This is a genomic window from Promicromonospora panici, assembly GCF_900608595.1.
Taxonomy (GTDB): domain Bacteria; phylum Actinomycetota; class Actinomycetes; order Actinomycetales; family Cellulomonadaceae; genus Promicromonospora; species Promicromonospora panici.
In genome coordinates, this window is the sequence record NZ_UWYY01000001.1 from 295,100 (window position 1) to 312,003 (window position 16,904).

Genomic DNA, 16,904 nt, shown 5'->3' on the forward strand with positions numbered 1-16,904 from the left:
CCTGCAGATCACTCGAGTGATCTGCAGGCCTGACGTGTTCGTAAGGTGGGAACAGCCCACCCTGACTGGGAGTTGCACTGCGCGGAGGTGTCGAGATGACCTACAAGGTGACGAAGTCCGACCAGGAGTGGCGCGAGCAGCTTTCGGCCCAGGAGTACGCGGTGCTGCGCCAGGCGGGCACCGAGCGCGCGTGGACGGGCGAGCTGCTCGACGAGAAGCGCACCGGCGTCTACCGGTGTCGTGCGTGCTCCGCCGAGCTGTTCCGGTCGGACACCAAGTTCGACTCGCACTGCGGCTGGCCGTCGTTCTACAGCCCGCTCGCCGGTGACTCCGTCGAGCTGATCGAGGACCGTTCGCTCGGCATGGTGCGCACCGAGGTGCGCTGCGCGACCTGCGGCTCGCACCTGGGCCACGTCTTCGACGACGCGCCGCAGACGCCGACCGGCGACCGGTTCTGCATGAACTCGGTGAGCCTCACGTTCGAGGAGCTCGACGAGAGCTGACGACGAGCAGGTCGGTCAGCGACCGCTCTGTTTCCACGCCACGATGTCCGCCGAGTAGCGGTTGAGGAGCCTGGCCAGCTGGGCGACGTCCTCGGTCTCCCAGGTGGCCAGCGCCCCCTCGAGCATGGCGACCCGGCTGGCGCGGGCCCGGTCGAGACGTTCGGCGCCGTCGGGCGTCAGGGTGATGCGCTGCCCGCGGCTGTCCTCCGGGTCGACGGTGCGCTCGACGAGGCCGAGCTCCACCAGGCGGCTGAGCTGCCGCGACACGGTGGCGCGCCCGACGCCGAAGAACGTGGCGAGGTCCGAGCCGCGCGCGCCGGGCCGCTCGGCGATGTGTGCCAGGAGCGGGTACGCGCTGGCGTCGAGCTCGGGATGGACCCGCCGGGCGATCGACGTCCCCGAGGACTGCGCGCGGCGGATCAGCAACCGGATCTCACGTTCCAGTCCTTCGAACGGCCCCAGGCCGGCCCCGTCGTCGCCGAGGGACTGGTCGTCGGCACCCTTGCCGGCGTCCGGCGCCTCGGACGTGTCCGTGCTGGACCTGCCTGTACTCGAGAGCATGCGCCCATGATGACGCGTCGAGCGCCGGGAGCCCAGCCCGAGGGCTCGAATTCCCCCGCGCCAGTCACCTTTTCTGACTCGGCTTGGTTGTGGGCGCGATCGTTGCGACTACGCGTCCGTTTGAGGCGCAACGATCACGCCCACAACCAAACGACGGGTCAGGGTTTCAGGTCCTTGAGCTGGTCTATGCCCGAGCGGTGGCCCAGCGGCACCTCCTTGATGAGGGACACGCAGAGCAGCGCGATCAGCGCGAGCGGGACGGCGGCGAGGAAGATGTCGGCGATACCGTTCGCGTACGCCTTCTCGACGACCTCCACCAGGATCGGCGGGAGCGACGCCAGGTCGGGCAGCGTGCTGCCGCCGGACCCGAGCGCGGCCGGGTCGATCCCCTGCTTCGCCAGCTCCGGGGCGATCTCGGCGACGCCGTCCTGCAGGCCCACCTTCACGCTGTGCCCGAGGATCGCGCCGAGCGCGGAGACGCCGATCGCGCCGCCGAGCGACCGGAAGAACGTCACGGTGGACGTACCCGAGCCCGAGTCCTTGATGTGCAGGGTGTTTTGGGTGGCCAGCACCATGTTCTGCATGAGCATTCCGACGCCCGCGCCGAGCACGAACAGGTAGATCGACACCAGTACGAACGACGTCTTGTAGTCCAGGGTCGACAGGAGCAGCAGGCCACCGGTCAGCAGCACGCCGCCGACCACCATGTACGGCTTGTACCGGCCGGTCTTGGAGATGAGCTGCCCGCTCACCGTGGACGACAGGAACAGGCCGACCACCATCGGGATCGTGTACAGCCCGGACTCCGTGGGCGTCTTGCCGCGCGAGAGCTGCATGTACTGGCTGAGGAACACCGACGAGCCGAACATCGCGACGCCCACGGCGACCGATCCGATGACGGCGAGCACCAGCGTGCGGTTCTTGAACAGGTACATCGGGATGAGCGGGTTCTTGACCCGCAGCTCGACGAGCACGGCGATCGCGAGGACCACGAGCGAGCCGCCGACCATGACCGCCGTCTGCCAGGAGAGCCAGTCGAACTCGGTGCCGGCGAACGTGATCCACAGCAGCAGGGTGGCGATGCCGACCGAGATCAGCGTGGCGCCGATGACGTCGATCCGGGCCGAGCCGCGCGGCCGCGTCGGGAGCCTGAGCGTCAGCTGCAGCACGATGATCGAGGCCACCGCGAACGGCAGGCCCACGAAGAAGTTCCAGCGCCAGCTGATGGCGTCGGTGAGGAACCCGCCCAGGACGGGGCCGCCGACCATGCCGATACCCATGATCGAGCCCATGAGGCCCATGTACCGGCCACGCTGGCGCGGGCTGATGATGTCGGCGATGAGCACGGCGGACAGGGACTGCAGGCCGCCGGCGCCGATGCCCTGGAATGCGCGGAAGGTGATGAGCTGGCCGGTGTCCTGCGCGAACCCGGCGGCGGCCGCCGACAGCACCGAGATGATCAGCGCGATCTGGATCAGCGTCTTGCGGTTCGTGAGGTCGGCGAGCTTGCCCCAGATCGGGGTGGAGATCGTCGAGGTCAGCAGGGTCGCCGTGACCACCCACGTGAAGGCCGACTGGTTGCCCTCCAGGTCGGTGATGATCTTCGGCAGGGACGACGACACGACCGACATCGCCAGGACCGAGACGAACATGCCCAGCAGGATCCCGGACAGCGCCCGGAGAACCTCGCTGTGCGTCATGGCGGGCGGTTCGCCCTGGAGGTGGTCGGGTTCGACCACGACGGACTGGGTGTTGGGGCTGGTCATGCAAACTCCTGCTGGTTCTGGGGCGATCTCCGGTGCGCGGTGTCCGCGCTGATGGCGTCGATGAGGCGGTCCAGCATGCGGGTCGCCTCGTCGAGGTCTGCAGGCGTCCAGGCGGCGAAGGCCCGGTCGATCATGTTCGTGTACTGCTCGGAGGCCTCGGCCGCGAGGTCGCGTCCTGCGTCGGTCAGCTCGACCGTGCGGACCCGGCGGTCGTCGGCGTCGACCGTGCGGACGACGTAACCGGCGTCGGCCAGCGTGCTCACCTGGCGGCTCGCGACCGAGAGGTCGACGCGCAGGTGCGCCGCGATATCTGTCAGGGAGACCGGGCCGCACTTGGTGAGCAGGTGCAGCACGGTCACGCCGGACCGGGGCCAGTCGAGCTCGTGGGCGATCCGTGCCGCCGCTTCCCGTTGGGCGCGCGAAAGGCTCTGGAGCGCGGAGATCAGGGCGACGGCCGGCGCTTCGGTGCCGGACGGCGTCCCGCTGGGTGTGGAAGTCATCGTGCCTCGCAATTGATTGCTTAGAGCAACTATATATAGTTGGATGCCGAAAGCAAGCGTTCTACGGGAAACGATTCGACAGGCGCTGTGTGACCTGCGCCGCACGGCACGCACGAGAACGGCGGCGCGACGAGAACGGCGCCGCCCCCACCGTGGTGGGAGCGGCGCCGTTCGGCGGGCCGAGCCGGTGGTGCCGAGGATCAGGCCCTGGCGCGGCTCTCCTCGCCCATGTCCTCGAGCTCCATGCCCTTGGTCTCGCGCACCTTGGTGAACACGAAGAAGAAGCTCAGCGCCGCGAAGATCGCGTACATCAGGTACGGCACGCTGGCGCCGAAGGCGGCCAGCATCGGCGGGAACGTCATGGTGATGGCGAAGTTGGCGACCCACTGCATGGCCGCGGCGACGCCGAGGGCGGCGGCCCGGATGCGGTTCGGGAACATCTCGCCGAGCAGCACCCAGACGAGCGGCCCCCACGAGGCGCCGAAGAACACGACGAACGCGTTGGCGCAGATCAGCGCGATCACGCCCCACGGCCCGCTGAGCGAGATGTTGGCGCCGGAGCCGGTGGCCTGCGTGAAGGCGATCGCCATGAGGCCCAGGGACACGGTCATCCCGGCGGAGCCGATGAGGAGCAGCGGGCGGCGGCCCACCTTGTCGATGAGGGCGATGGCGATGAAGGTCACGGCGACGTTCGTGACCGACGTGATCGTGGAGACCAGGAACGCCTGGCTCTCGTCGAACCCGACGGCCTGCCACAGCGTCGTCGAGTAGTAGAAGATCACGTTGATGCCGACGAACTGCTGGAAGACCGACAGCAGGATGCCCACCCAGACGATCGGCTTGAGTCCCAGCGTGTTACCGCGGAGCGAGGCCTGCGCGGCGTTCAGCTCGTCGACGGCGATGCTGCGGTGGATCTGGGCGAGGCGGTCGTCGACGTCCTCGTCGGGGCCGAGCACGCTGGCCAGGACGGCGCGCGCCTCGCCGTCGCGCCCCTTGGCGGCGAGGTAGCGGGGCGACTCCGGGATACGCAGCGCGAGGATGCCGTAGACCGCGGCAGGGACCACGGCGACCAGGAACATCCAGCGCCATGCCTCCCACCCGAGCCAGAGGACGTTCGCGGCGCCGTCGGCCGACTCGGCGAGGAGCTGGTCCGAGAGCAGCGCGGCGAAGATACCGACGGTGATCGCGAGCTGCTGCAGCGAGCCCAGCCGGCCGCGCATGGCCGCTGGCGCGATCTCCGCGATGTACGCGGGCGCGATGACGGACGCGATACCGATGCCCACGCCGGCCATGAAGCGCCAGACGGCCAGGTCCCACGCGGAGAACGCGATGGCGGACAGGATCGACGACACGAAGAACAGGACGGCGCCGAGCACCATGACGTTGGTGCGGCCCCAGCGGTCCGCCAGGCGGCCGCCGGCCCAGGCGCCCAGTGCGCAGCCCAGCAGGGCGATGGCGACGACGATGCCGGTGACCGACGGGTCGAGCTCGAACTGGCCTTCGATGGCATTCACCGCGCCGTTGATCACCGAGCTGTCGAAGCCGAACAAGAAACCGCCCACCGCTGCGGCGAAGGCGAGGGCCGTGGCCTTGCGGTGGGCTGATCGTGCGGTGTTCCCGGCCGCTGGGGTGAAACTCATACCGTCGATGCTAAGTCGCTCGCCTGGCCCGTCGCGCGCGGAATCCCCGGCTGTGAAAAACGAGACACCGCCGGGATCAGGTCAGCAGCGGCCAGAGCGCCCAGGTCGCGAGAGCCGCCACGAGGGCAGCGGCCGGGATCGTGAGCACCCAGGCGACGGCGATGTTCCCGGCCACACCCCAGCGGACGGCGGAGAGTCGGCGGGTGGCACCGACGCCCATGATCGCCGAGGTGATCGTGTGCGTGGTCGAGACCGGGGCGTGCAGCGCGAACGCGTTGACGTACAGCACGAGCGCCGAGACGGACTCGGCCACGAAGCCGCGCGCCGGGTCCAGCTCGATGATCTTGCGGCCCAGCGTGCGCATGATGCGCCAGCCGCCCGAGTAGGTGCCGGCGGAGATCGCCGCGGCGGCGGACAGCTTGACCCAGAGCGGGATGCCGGCGGAGGCGTTGGCCCAGCCGACCGTCAGCAGCGCCAGGTAGATGACGCCCATCGTCTTCTGTGCGTCCTGCAGGCCGTGGCCGAGCGCCATCGCGGCGGCCGACGCCGTCTGCGCGATCCGGAAGCGGCGGTTCGTCTTGGCCGGGGCCGCGTAGCGGAAGATCCACATGACCGCGACCATCACTGCGAAGGCGAGGCCGAAGCCCACCAGCGGCGAGACGATCATGGGCACGACCACCTTGTCCACGATCGCGGACCAGTAGACGCCCATGCCGCCGGCGAGCCCGGCGCCGACCAGCCCGCCGATGAGGGCGTGCGTGGACGACGACGGCAGGCCGAACCACCAGGTGATGAGGTTCCACACGATCGCGCCGAGCAGGGCGCACAGCACGACGGTGAGCTCGGCGTGCGTACTGGCGCCCGCGAGGTTGACGATCGACGTCGCGATGGTCTCCGCGACCTCGGTGCCCAGCAGCGCGCCGGCGAAGTTCATGGCGGCCGCCATGACGAGCGCCACCCGGGGCGTGAGAGCCCGGGTCGACACCGACGTCGCGATGGCGTTGGCGGCGTCGTGAAAGCCGTTGGTGAAGTCGAAGCTCAGGGCGAGCGCGACCACGAGGACGACAAGAGCGACCTCCAACTCAGGACTCCTTGAGGGCGATGGTCTCGACCATGTTCGCCACCTTCTCGAAGCTGTCCGCGGCGTTCTCGAGGACCTCCACGATCTCCTTCAGCTTCATGAGCAGGACCGGGTCGCCGGCCAGGTCGTCGAAGAGCTGGGCGAGGAGCTTGCGGTGCAGCTTGTCCGCCTGGTTCTCGAGCCGGTTCACCTCGACCCAGTAGTCCGCGAGCTTGTCCATCGAGCGCAGGCGGGGCATGGCCTCCGCCGTCAGCTCCGCACACCGCTGCAGCACCTGCACCTGCTCGGACACGCGGTCCGGCAGGGCGTCGACCTTGTACAGGACGATGAGGTCTGCGGCCTCGTCCATCTCGTCCATGCAGTCGTCCAGCGCCGAGGCCAGACCGGAGATGTCCTCGCGGTCGAACGGCGTGACGAAGGTCTGGTTGAGGCGCCGCATCACCGAGTGCGTGGCTTCGTCGGCGAGATGCTCGACCTCGTGCATCTCCTCGGCGAGCTTCTCGCGGCCGGCCTTGTCCGCTCCCAGCAGCTCCGCCAACAGGGACGAGCCCCGGACCAGGTGCTGGGCCGAGGCGGCGAGCAGATCGAAGTACGTGGTGTCGCGCGGAGTGAGGCGCACGAAGGCTCCCGTTCTGAGGGCTCTGGAACAGGCTCAGCGTAGAGCTGTTGCCGACCATCGCCAATTTGCAAGGTCGAACTTTGACAACTCGTGACAAACGCGGTCGACGCGCAGGCAGCACCGCGCCGCCGTCATCGACGGCCCGGAGAGGAAGGAGAGAGCGACGCCGAACCGGGAGCGCCTCTCGGCGCGGGGCCGCTCGTAGCGGCTTGAGGTGGAGCCCGGGGCTACCGCAGCCCGGCGTCGCTTGCACCATCCTAATCGCGTGAGCGGATCTGCCAAGGGGGTCGGACGTCACAGCGCCCTCGCGCGGCTCCCGCTTGACAGTGTGCGGGGCCTACTCGAGAGAGCCGGTCCGCCACAGGTCACCGGCCCGTTCCAGCTCCTCGGCGGTGCGCAGCAGGGAGCTCGCGCTGCGCGTCATCCGGGTGGCGCCGGTGGGATCCGCGACCTCGCGGGAGTCCGCGTCGAACGCCGCTCCGGTCGACAGGATGCGGCAGAACGCACCGGCCCGTTCGAGGGCGACGGCGAGGTCCCCGGTGAAGACGCCGGACAGGACGGCGTCGGCCAGGATCTGCAGGTCACGTGGTTCCGGAGGGCTCGGCACACCCGCGACGGCCTCCTGGACGGGGGCGGCTTCCACACCGAGTCGATACCTGAGCATGACGGTGCCCATGTCCCGGCGTACCCACTCGCGCAGCACGTACAGGCGCCAGAGCGACCCAGGCAGCGAGACGGCGGCGGCGTCCGCCCACAGGCCTGCCACCGTGTCCAGGCCCTCGTTCTCGACCAGGTGGATGAGCCGTTCGACCACCTTCGGGTCCTCGGTGGTGCGAGCCCGGTCCACGAGGGCACGCGCCGTCGCGTGCGCGACCTCGTCGCGCAGGGCAGGGTCCACCTCACCCGGGAGGGCTTCGGCGTCCCGGGGGTCCAGCATGGCCGGCCGTCGCGGCGGTCGTTGGTCGCTGCTCATGATGACCGATAGTGCGCCGAAATGGAACGTGTGTCCACCACTGTCCGATCGAACCAGGTCACCACACCGGCGCGCTCACCTTCTCGGTGGCCACCACCCGCGGTCCGGACGATGTGTCGGCGACGTGCGCCACGAGCACCTCGCCGGGTTCGAGGAACGGGTCGAGCGAGGGCAGGCCGTCCGCCACCGCGCGGGACGCGTGCTGGGTCAGCACGTCCAGCACCGTCGGCAGGACCGGGCGGTGGGTGCAGATCACCGACGACTCGGTGGTCTCGTCCAGCAGGTCGCGCACGGTGGCGGCGACACGGGACGGCGACCGCTCGTGCTGTGCCTCGGTGAGGTACTCGCTGTAGCTCGGCCGCAGCCCCGCGGCCCTGACGTATGGGTCGATGGTGGTGGCGCACCGCTCCCACCGGGAGCTGATCACGTGCTCGACGCCGTAGGCCGCCAGCACCGGGACCAGGGCGGCCGCCTGCCCGTGCCCGAGCGGGGTGAGCGGGCGGTCGCGTTCGGAGCCGTGCCATGCCGTGCGCGGGACGGCTCGGCCGTGCCGCGCGATGACCAGCGCGCGGGTGCCGAGCAAGCCCTCCGCCTCGGCGTTCACGAGGGCGTCCAGCGGCTCGTGGTCCGACGTCCGGGTGAGGCGCTGTGCCGCTTCGGCCACGTCCAGCCACTCCGCCTTGTCCACCTCGGTGCGGTCGACCGGTGCGATCGGCACGCGCGCCGTGAGGGCGGCGGTGTCGTGTCCTTTGCGGGCGCGGCGCGACGCCCAGTAGTGCACGCGCTTCACCCGCCCGTCGGGCGTCAGGTACTGCAGGCCCGGCAGGGGGCGGCCGAGCACGATCTCCTTGCCCGTCTCCTCGCCGACCTCGCGGATCGCGGCGCCCTGGAAGGACTCCCCGACCTCGAGCTTGCCCTTGGGCCACGACCAGTCGTCGTACCGGGGGCGGTGCACCAGCTGCACCTGGAGCCGCCCGCCGCGACGGCGCCAGACGACCCCGCCCGCGGTCATCACGACCGGGGTGTGCAATCCTCCGATGGGGGAGCCCGCCGTCGTCGGACTCGTGCCCACCGCCGACCGCCGGCCCGTCACCGGACAGGCTCGAGCCGACGCCGTTGGCGCTGGATCAGGACCGCCTGCAGGTCGCGGAGGCCGTTGCCCGTCGAACCTGTGGAGGGGCGTTCCCAGCTGCCGTCCGGCAGCAGGTGCCACGACGCCGTCGTGTCCGCCATGGACTCGTCCAGCAGGCCGAGGAGCTCGCCGATATGGTTCGGGTCGGAGATCCGGATGAGCGTCTCGACACGGCGGTCGAGGTTGCGGTGCATCAGGTCGGCCGAGCCGATGAACACCTCAGGGCCGGACTCGGGCCCTTCCGCGAGGGCCGGGCCCACCGAGTTGGCGAACGCGAAGATGCGGGAGTGCTCGAGGAACCGGCCCAGGATGGACCGCACCCGGATGTTCTCGCTGAGGCCGGGGACGCCGACCTTCACGGCGCAGATGCCGCGCACCACGAGGTCGACCTGCACGCCGGCCTGGGAGGCGCGGTACAGGGCGTCGATCACGGTCTCGTCGACCACCGAGTTGATCTTCATCTTGACCCACGCCTCGTGGCCGGCGCGTGCCGCCGTCGCCTCGCGCTCGATGCGCTCGACCAGGCCCGACCGCACGGCGCGGGGTGCCACGAGCAGGCGGTGGAACGTCGACTTCGGGGCGTACCCGGACAGCTGGTTGAACAGGCGCGTCAGGTCCTGGCCCACGTCCGAGTCGCAGGTCAGCAGGCCGTGGTCGGTGTACAGGCGCGCCGTCTTCGGGTGGTAGTTGCCCGTGCCGACGTGGCAATAGCGCAGCAGGGAGCCGTCCGGCTCCTGGCGCACCACCAGCGACAGCTTGCAGTGTGTCTTGAGGCCCACGATCCCGTACACGACGTGGACGCCCGCCTCCTCGAGCTTGCGCGCCCAGGAGATGTTGGCCTCCTCGTCGAACCGGGCCTTGATCTCGACCAGGGCCAGCACCTGCTTGCCCGCCTCGGCGGCGTCGATCAGGGCGTCCACGATGGGTGAGTCGCCCGACGTCCGGTACAGGGTCTGCTTGATCGCCAGCACGTTCGGGTCGGCCGCCGCCTGCTCCAGGAACGTCTGCACGCTCGTGGAGAAGCTGTCGTACGGGTGGTGCAGCAGGATGTCCCGCCGTCGCATCGCGGCGAACACGTCCGTCGGCTTGGCGCTCTCGACCTCGGCGAGGTGCCGGTGCGTGGAGGGGACGAAGGGCGGGTAGTGCAGCGACGTCAGGTCGAGGTCGGCGATGAGGTTGAGCCCCGTGAGGTCCAGCAGTGCGGGCAGCTCGTAGACCTCCTCGTCCTTCACGCCGAGCTCCCGGACGATCAGGTCGCGGATGCGCGGGCTGATGTCCTTGGCGATCTCCAGCCGTACGGGCGGGCCGAAGCGGCGCCGCAGGAGCTCCTTCTCCATCGCCTGGAGCAGGTTCTCGGCGTCGTCCTCCTCGACGTCCACGTCCTCGTTGCGGGTGACGCGGAACGTGTGGTTCTCCCGTACCTCCATGCCCGGGAACAGGTAGTCGAGGTGCTGCGCGATGACCTCCTCGAGCGGCACGAAGGAGAGCGGCCCGCGCTGCGGGTCGGCCTTCTTGGTGCCAGGGCGCCGAGGCTTGCCCGACGCGTCCACCGCGATGAAGCGCGGCAGCAGCGGCGGGACCTTGACACGCGCGAAGTGCTCCTTGCCCGTCGCCGGGTTCGCCACCACGACGGCGAGGTTGAGGCTCAGCCCGGAGATATAGGGGAACGGGTGGGCAGGGTCCACCGCGAGCGGGGTGAGCACCGGGAAGATCTGCTTGCGGAAGAACTTGTGCAGGCGCTCCTGCTCCTTGGTGTCCAGCTCGCCCCAGTGCACCAGCGTGATGCCCTCGCCGGCCAGGGCGGGCTGTACCTCGTCCTCGAAGACGCGTGCGTGCCGCTCCATGAGCGAGTGCGCCTCCTCCGAGATGCGCGACAGCGCCTGGCGCGGGCTGAGCCCCGAGGCGCTCGTGACCGCGATACCCGTCGCGATACGACGCTTCAGGCCGGCCACGCGGACCATGAAGAACTCGTCCAGGTTGGACGCGAAGATCGCCAGGAACCGGACGCGCTCCAGCAGCGGGATGCGCGGGTCCTCCGCGAGCTCCAGGACGCGCTGGTTGAAGGCGAGCCAGCTGAGCTCACGGTCCGCGAACCGGTCGGTGGGCAGCGGCTCGCCGAGGTGGGGCTCCAGCAGGGTGGTCCCGGCCGGGCTCTCCGCGATGTGCTCCGCGATGTGCGCGGCCAGGCTCGCGTCCCCGAAGTGCGGGTCCATGATGTCGTCCGCCGAGGCCCCGTCCGGCGTCGGTGCGTCGGCCCGCTGGATCTTCGTGGCGGTCTTCGTCGCGGCGTCCTTGCCGGAAGCCTTCTCGGCCTGCTTGTCGGCGGGCTGCTCGGCCGGCTTGACGGCCAGCTTGTCGGCGCGCTCGCGGTGGTCGTCGGGCACGCCGTTCATGGACTCCGCTTCCACCGGCTCCGTACCTGCCGTCTCTGTTCCTGCTGTCTCTGCGCTTGCTGTGCGAGGGCTCTGCTTCATGAATCGGCCATTCTTGTCCCGGGTCCTGACGGAGGTACTCGCAGCGCTGTCCTTCATGGGGTTCATGGTGTCACCGTTCGGTACACAGTGGGTGACGCTGCCGGAGAGCGTTCGTCACGGGCGGGCATACTGAACGTGTACGGCGGCCCGCGTGAAGCCGGCCCGCTCGTACGTGGCCAGGGCGGGTGTGTTGTCGCCCTCGACGTACAGCACGGCGCGCGTCGCTCCGGTGCGTTCCAGGTGCGCCAGCCCGACGGCGGTCAGCAGTCGGCCCAGGCCCTTGCCCTGGTGGTCCGGGTCCACACCCAGCACGTAGATCTCGCCGTCCCGCGTGCCGTCCGGCTGGTCAGGCTCGGTCTTGGTCCACAGGAACGCCGCCGGGTCGACGTCGTCCGCGCCCCCGGGAGCATCGTCCGGGAACAGGAGGAAGAACCCCTCCGCGTCGAACCAGCTCTCGCTCTGGCGGGCGCGTAGGTCGTCGAGGGTCATCCGGCCCTGCTCCGGGTGGGTAGCGAACGCGCGGGCGTTGACGCGGAGCCAGGCGGCGTCGTCGGCTCCCGGCTGAAAGGTGCGCAGGTGGTAGCCGGCGGGCGCCTCGGGGGGCTCCGGCGGTTCGGCGGGGGATCCGGCCGGTGCAAGTGGGCGGGTCAGGAACAAGAGCTCGCGCACCGCCCGAAGGCCGGCCGCGCAGGCGAAACCGCGGGCCGACTCCAGGTCGCCGTGCGCCCAGACCCGCAGATGCTTGCCGTGCTGGCCGGGCTCCCCCGAACGGGACGGGAGCGTGGCGTCGCGCTCGGCGGTCTTGAGCAGCATGCGGCCGTGGCCGTTCCGGCGGTGCTCCGGGTGGATCACCAGCTCGGCGCTCGCGGTCTCGCCGGACCGGTCGACCTGCACGTAGCCAATGGTGCTGCCCGCCTTGGTGTGCGCGACGACGTGCGTGATCCACTCCGCGTCCGTGCCCAGGTTGAGCAATGGCTGTTCGGACAGCGGCGCGACGCCGTCGTGCGCCTCCGCCGCCGCCGCGAGGTCTCGGACTGCCTGCTGGGCGTCGGCGTCGAGCGGGCCGATCTCGATAGGAGCAGCGATACGCATGGGACCCATCCTCCTGCATCTGCCGAAGTAGAACTGCAGCGAGGTAGGGGCAGGGCGAGGTAGAACCGCAGCTCCGCCTGAGTCCTACCTCGCCCTGGTCCTACCTCGCCCTGGTTCTACCTCGGCAAGACGAGAGGGGTGACGTTTCACATGGCCGCGCCGCAGCGGACACGCAGTGGAAACAGGTCGCACCTAGCGTTCTGAATGTTTCTCTGATCAACATTCACAGTCGATCCAGGCCCTGTGAGAGGAGGCGCCGTGCAGCACGACGCCATGAGACCCGCGGCGCTACCCGTCGGTCCGCCCGACGGCGGTGCGCTGCTCGCGGGCGCCGACGTCGCCGTCCTGGAGGGCGTGCGGACTGTCGACGGCGCCGTCGTCGACGTCGAGATCGCCGAGGGCCGGGTCGTCGCGGTGGCGGATCGCGGGCCGCGCGATCTTGTTGCGCCGGAGAGCGGGTCGCGTGCCCCCGCGGCGGAGCGCGCGCTCGCCGGGGAGCCCGCCCTGCGGCTGGACGCGAGCGGCTGGCTCGTGCTGCCGGCGGCCTGCGAGCCGCACGCCCACCTCGACAAGGCGCTGACCGCGGCGCGCTTCCCCGCCGGAACGGGCGAGGACCTCGTGGGGGCAGTCGCCCAGTGGCGTGAGCTGGTGCCCCATATCGACGGCGCCGACGTCCTGGACCGTGCGCGGACCGCCGTCGGGCGCTACGCCGCGCGGGGTATCACGACCATCCGCACGCACGTCGACGCACCCGCCGACGGCGATCCGCTGCGCCTGCTCGACGCGCTCCTCACGCTGCGCGAGGAGCTCGCGGGATCCGTGACGCTCCAGGTCTGCCTCCTCGGCGGGTCGCAGACACCCACCGAGGTCTTCGCCGAGGCGGCGGCCCGTGGCGTGGACGCCCTGGGCGGCTGCCCGCACCTCGCCTCCGACCCCCGCGCGGAGATCACCCGGGTGCTCGACGTCGCCGAACGCACCGGGCTCCCCGTGGACCTGCACGCCGATGAGCGGACGGCGCTGCCGGACGACGGCGTGCTCGATGTCGAGGAGCTCGCGCGGCAGGTGATCGCCCGCGGCCTGACCCAGCGGGTGACCGCGAGCCACGCCGTCCGGCTCGGATCGCTGCCGCCGGAGCGGCTCGCCGCCGTCGTCGGCCTCGTCGCACGCGCCGGTCTCGGCGTCGTGACGCTGCCGATCACCAACCTCTATCTCCAGGGCCGCGACGCCACGCACCTCGCGCCCCGCGGCCTGACCGCCGTCCGGGCGCTCCTGGACGCCGGGATCCCCGTGGCCGCGGGGGCCGACAACCTGCGCGACCCCTTCAACCCCGCGGGCAGCGGCGACCCGTTCGAGACGACGTCGCTGCTCATGACCGCCGCGCACCTGTCCGCGCGGGAGGCGCTCGACGCCGTGACGGCAGGCGCGCGCACGGTGCTCGGCCTGCCGCCGGCGGGCCTGACCGTCGGCCACCGCGCCGATCTGGTCCTCGTGCCGGACGTACCGCTCGGCGACGTGCTGGCCGGCGGGGAGCACGCGCGCGTGGTCCTCGCGGCCGGCCGCGTCGTCGCGGACACGCGCGTGCATCGCAGCCTCGCCCTCGGGCCGGCGTCCCGGCAAGCCATCCCGCAGTCCGCCCGGCCGTCCACCCGGCCGGCCGCCCCAGAACTTTCCGCACCCGAACAGCTCGTGAGGTGACACCAGTGAGCACAGTGAGTACGACGACCCCACGGCCGAAGTCCATGACGCGCACGCTCGTGCTCGACGACGTGACCAAGGCGTTCCCGACCGGCACGGTCGCACTCGAGGGGGTGAGCCTCGCGGTGGCGGCGGGAGAGTTCGTGTCCGTCGTCGGCCCGTCCGGGTGCGGCAAGTCGACACTGCTCCGGCTCGCCTCGGGACTCGACCATGTGACCGGCGGGGACATCGAGGTGAACGCCACGTCGACGTCCTACGTGTTCCAGGAGGCGACGCTCCTGGAGTGGCGCAGCGCGCTGCGGAACGTCGAGCTGGTCGGCGAGCTGCGCGGCGCCGGGAAGGCGGACCGGCGCCGGCGCGCGCAGGAGGCGCTCGACCTGGTGGGGCTGACCGGTTTCGAGAAGCAGCACCCCCGGCAGCTCTCGGGCGGCATGCGGATGCGGGTGTCGATAGCCCGCGCGCTCGTCGCCGAGCCCGATCTCGCACTGTTCGACGAGCCCTTCGGCGCGCTCGACGAGATCACCCGGCTGCGGATGCAGACCGAGCTGCAGAGCCTCTTCGAGCTCAAGAACTTCGCCGGCCTGTTCATCACGCACTCCGTCTCCGAGGCGGTGTACCTGTCGACGCGGGTCGTCGTCATGAGCGGCCGCCCCGGCCGGGTGGTGGCCGACATCCCGGTTCCCTGGTCCTACCCCCGCCCGCCCGAGCTCCGCTTCGAACCCGAGTTCGCGGCGCTCACCGGCGAGGTCTCCGCCGCACTCGGGGAGCATTCATGAGCGCCGCCACGATGACCGGCCGCCCGCAGAGCGGCACGAGCGGCGCGGGTGCCACGAGCGGCGCGGGCGCCCGACGCCGGCTGGCCGCGACCGGGGCCAAGGTGTGGCCGCTCCTCGCGGCCGTCGCGGGCATCGTCGCCGTCTGGTACGCCGTCACCTACCTCGTCCTCACCCCCGAGCGCCGGTTCCTGCTGCCCCCGCTGCACCAGGTGCTCGGCACCACGCTCGGCAACCCGGCAGTCATGGGGCCGATGCTCGACGCGCTGTGGCAGACCGTGGGCGTGGCCCTGTCCGGCCTTGCGATCGCCGTCGTCCTGGGCATCGGGTACGCCGTGGTCATGGCGCAGGCGGGCTGGGCCGAGCGGATCCTCTACCCGTACGCCGTGATCCTGCAGACCATCCCGATCCTGGCTCTCACGCCGCTCATCGGGATCTGGATGGGCTACGGCTTCAGCGCGCGCATCGTGGTGTGCGTGATCATCGCGCTCTTCCCGATGATCGCCAACACGCTGTTCGGGCTCCAGTCCGCCGGGCCGGACGCGCACGACCTGTTCACGCTGAACCGGGCCACGCGCGCGCAGCGGCTCCTCAAGCTCCAGTTCCCGGCGGCGCTCCCGGCGATCTTCACGGGCCTGCGCAACGCGGCGGGCCTGAGCGTCATCGGGGCGATCGTCGGCGACTTCTTCTTCCAGCAGGGCTCGCCAGGGATCGGCGGCCTCCTGCGCACCTACACGCTCCGGCTCAACATGGACGCCCTGTTCATGGCCATCATCCTCACCGCCCTGTTCGGGGTCGCGGTGTTCTCCGTCTTCGCGGCGCTGGACCGGGCGGTCATCGGCCGCTGGTACGGCCGCGGCACGTCCTGACCTCGCATCGAACGAACCACCACACCCTGGAGTCCTCATGTCCTTTTCCAGATCCCGGCGCCTCGCGTTCGCCGCGCTGTCTCTCGTCCCCCTCCTCGCCCTGACAGCGTGCGGCGGGTCCGCCGACGCGCAGGCAGGCGGAGCAGCACAGCTCGACGTCCCGGCGGCCGAGGCGGACGGTCCGCTCGACCTCGCCGACGTCTGCCCGGCGACCGTCGTCCTGCAGCAGGACTGGCAGCCGGAGGCAGAGCACGGGGCGATGTACTCCCTGGTGGGCTCTGACCACACGGTCGACACCGAGGCCAAGTCGGTCACCGGCTCGCTGGTGGCCCAGGGCGTCGACACCGGCGTCGACGTCGAGGTGCGGCCCGGCGGGCCCAACGTGAACTTCCAGCCGGTGCCGGCGCTCATGTACCTTGACGAGTCGATCCTCCTCGGCGCCGTGACGTCCGACGCGCAGATCGCCGCGCTGGCGGACAACCCCGTCGTCACCGTGACGTCCCAGCTCACCACCAGCCCGCAGATGGTCATGTGGGACCCCGAGAGCCACGAGGGCGCGACCACCATCGAGGAGGCAGCGGCCGACGGCGACCCGCTCGTGGCCTCGGGCGACGTGTTCCCGCAGATGCTCGCCGCGCAGGGCATCATCGACGAGTCGCAGATCGACCTCAGCTACGAGGGGACGCCCCAGCGGTTCGTGTCCGACCCGAGCATCCTGCAGCAGGCGTTCGCGACGGCCGAGCCGTACAGCTACGAGAACGAGCTGCCCCAGTGGAACAAGCCCGTCGACTACCAGCTGCTCGCCGACGTCGGCTACTCGGTGTACCCGGAGGCGCTCGCCGTGCGTGCCGACAAGGTCGAGGAGAACGCCGACTGCCTCGCCAAGCTCGTGCCGATCATGCAGCAGGCGCAGATCGACTACCTCGAGGACCCGCAGGCCACGAACGAGCTGATCGTCGACCTGGTGGACCAGTACCAGACCGGATGGACCTATTCGCTCGGCGTGGCCGAGTTCTCCGTCCAGGCCCAGAAGGACCTCGACATCGTCACGGACGACCCGGCCTCCGGGGTGTTCGGCCAGATCGACCCCGAGCGCATGGCGGAGATCGTCGACACCTTCGGCACGATCCTCGCGGACGCCGGCCAGATCGACTCGGCGGACATCGACCCCGAGACGCTGTACACCAACGAGTTCATCGACGACTCGATCTCGATGGGCAAGTGAG

At 70.6% G+C, this 16,904-nt stretch carries 15 protein-coding genes; 5 read left to right on the forward strand and 10 right to left on the reverse strand.

From position 1 onward, the window contains the following. Nucleotides 1-95: 95 nt before the first annotated feature. Complete coding sequence (gene msrB, locus EW117_RS01415) at nt 96-503, forward strand: peptide-methionine (R)-S-oxide reductase MsrB (RefSeq protein WP_129782917.1); 408 nt, start codon at nt 96-98, stop codon at nt 501-503. 15 nt (nt 504-518) lie between these two features. Here msrB and EW117_RS01420 read toward each other — a convergent pair whose 3' ends face one another. The 10 genes from EW117_RS01420 to mshD form a co-directional block, all read right to left on the reverse strand. Further along, nucleotides 519-1,064, reverse strand: a complete 546-nt coding sequence (locus tag EW117_RS01420; RefSeq protein ID WP_129782918.1) for a MarR family winged helix-turn-helix transcriptional regulator — start codon at nt 1,062-1,064, stop codon at nt 519-521. A gap of 158 nt (nt 1,065-1,222) precedes the next feature. Then, nucleotides 1,223-2,830 (reverse strand): MDR family MFS transporter, encoded by a 1,608-nt coding sequence (locus EW117_RS01425; protein ID WP_129782919.1) that lies wholly within the window; start codon nt 2,828-2,830, stop codon nt 1,223-1,225. Then, nucleotides 2,827-3,330: a MarR family winged helix-turn-helix transcriptional regulator gene (locus tag EW117_RS01430; RefSeq protein WP_129782920.1), complete on the reverse strand. Its 504-nt coding sequence runs from the start codon at nt 3,328-3,330 to the stop codon at nt 2,827-2,829. Before EW117_RS01430 ends, EW117_RS01425 begins: the two co-directional genes overlap by 4 nt. Before the next feature lie 200 nt (nt 3,331-3,530). Continuing rightward, nucleotides 3,531-4,970, reverse strand: a complete 1,440-nt coding sequence (locus tag EW117_RS01435) for a sugar porter family MFS transporter (protein WP_129782921.1) — start codon at nt 4,968-4,970, stop codon at nt 3,531-3,533. A gap of 76 nt (nt 4,971-5,046) precedes the next feature. After that, entirely contained in the window at nt 5,047-6,051 is a 1,005-nt protein-coding gene (locus EW117_RS01440; RefSeq protein WP_129782922.1) for an inorganic phosphate transporter, read from the reverse strand. Between the two features lies 1 nt (nt 6,052). After that, nucleotides 6,053-6,670 carry a DUF47 domain-containing protein gene (locus tag EW117_RS01445; RefSeq protein ID WP_129782923.1) on the reverse strand — a complete coding sequence of 206 codons (618 nt, stop codon included), beginning with the start codon at nt 6,668-6,670 and terminating at the stop codon, nt 6,053-6,055. Nucleotides 6,671-7,007: 337 nt separating this feature from the next. Next, complete coding sequence (locus EW117_RS01450; protein WP_129783097.1) at nt 7,008-7,607, reverse strand: hypothetical protein; 600 nt, start codon at nt 7,605-7,607, stop codon at nt 7,008-7,010. A gap of 94 nt (nt 7,608-7,701) precedes the next feature. After that, nucleotides 7,702-8,655 (reverse strand): NUDIX hydrolase, encoded by a 954-nt coding sequence (locus EW117_RS01455; RefSeq protein WP_129782924.1) that lies wholly within the window; start codon nt 8,653-8,655, stop codon nt 7,702-7,704. 77 nt (nt 8,656-8,732) lie between these two features. Beyond that, nucleotides 8,733-10,988 (reverse strand): RNA degradosome polyphosphate kinase, encoded by a 2,256-nt coding sequence (locus EW117_RS01460; protein ID WP_129783099.1) that lies wholly within the window; start codon nt 10,986-10,988, stop codon nt 8,733-8,735. Nucleotides 10,989-11,363: 375 nt separating this feature from the next. After that, nucleotides 11,364-12,341, reverse strand: coding sequence for a mycothiol synthase (gene mshD, locus EW117_RS01465; RefSeq protein WP_129782925.1), 978 nt, complete (start codon nt 12,339-12,341; stop codon nt 11,364-11,366). Between the two features lie 258 nt (nt 12,342-12,599). Here mshD and EW117_RS01470 point away from each other — a divergent pair, with 258 nt between their 5' ends. The 4 genes from EW117_RS01470 to EW117_RS01485 are packed head-to-tail and all read left to right on the forward strand — an operon-like array spanning nt 12,600 to nt 16,903. After that, entirely contained in the window at nt 12,600-14,036 is a 1,437-nt protein-coding gene (locus EW117_RS01470) for an amidohydrolase family protein (RefSeq protein WP_242504005.1), read from the forward strand. A 44-nt stretch (nt 14,037-14,080) separates the two neighbouring features. After that, nucleotides 14,081-14,812: an ABC transporter ATP-binding protein gene (locus EW117_RS01475; RefSeq protein ID WP_129783103.1), complete on the forward strand. Its 732-nt coding sequence runs from the start codon at nt 14,081-14,083 to the stop codon at nt 14,810-14,812. Then, nucleotides 14,809-15,678 (forward strand): ABC transporter permease, encoded by an 870-nt coding sequence (locus EW117_RS01480; RefSeq protein ID WP_129782926.1) that lies wholly within the window; start codon nt 14,809-14,811, stop codon nt 15,676-15,678. Before EW117_RS01475 ends, EW117_RS01480 begins: the two co-directional genes overlap by 4 nt. A 37-nt stretch (nt 15,679-15,715) precedes the next feature. After that, the gene (locus EW117_RS01485; protein ID WP_129782927.1) at nt 15,716-16,903 is read left to right on the forward strand and encodes a substrate-binding domain-containing protein; all 1,188 of its coding nucleotides are present in this window, start codon (nt 15,716-15,718) and stop codon (nt 16,901-16,903) included. Nucleotide 16,904 lies beyond the last annotated feature (1 nt).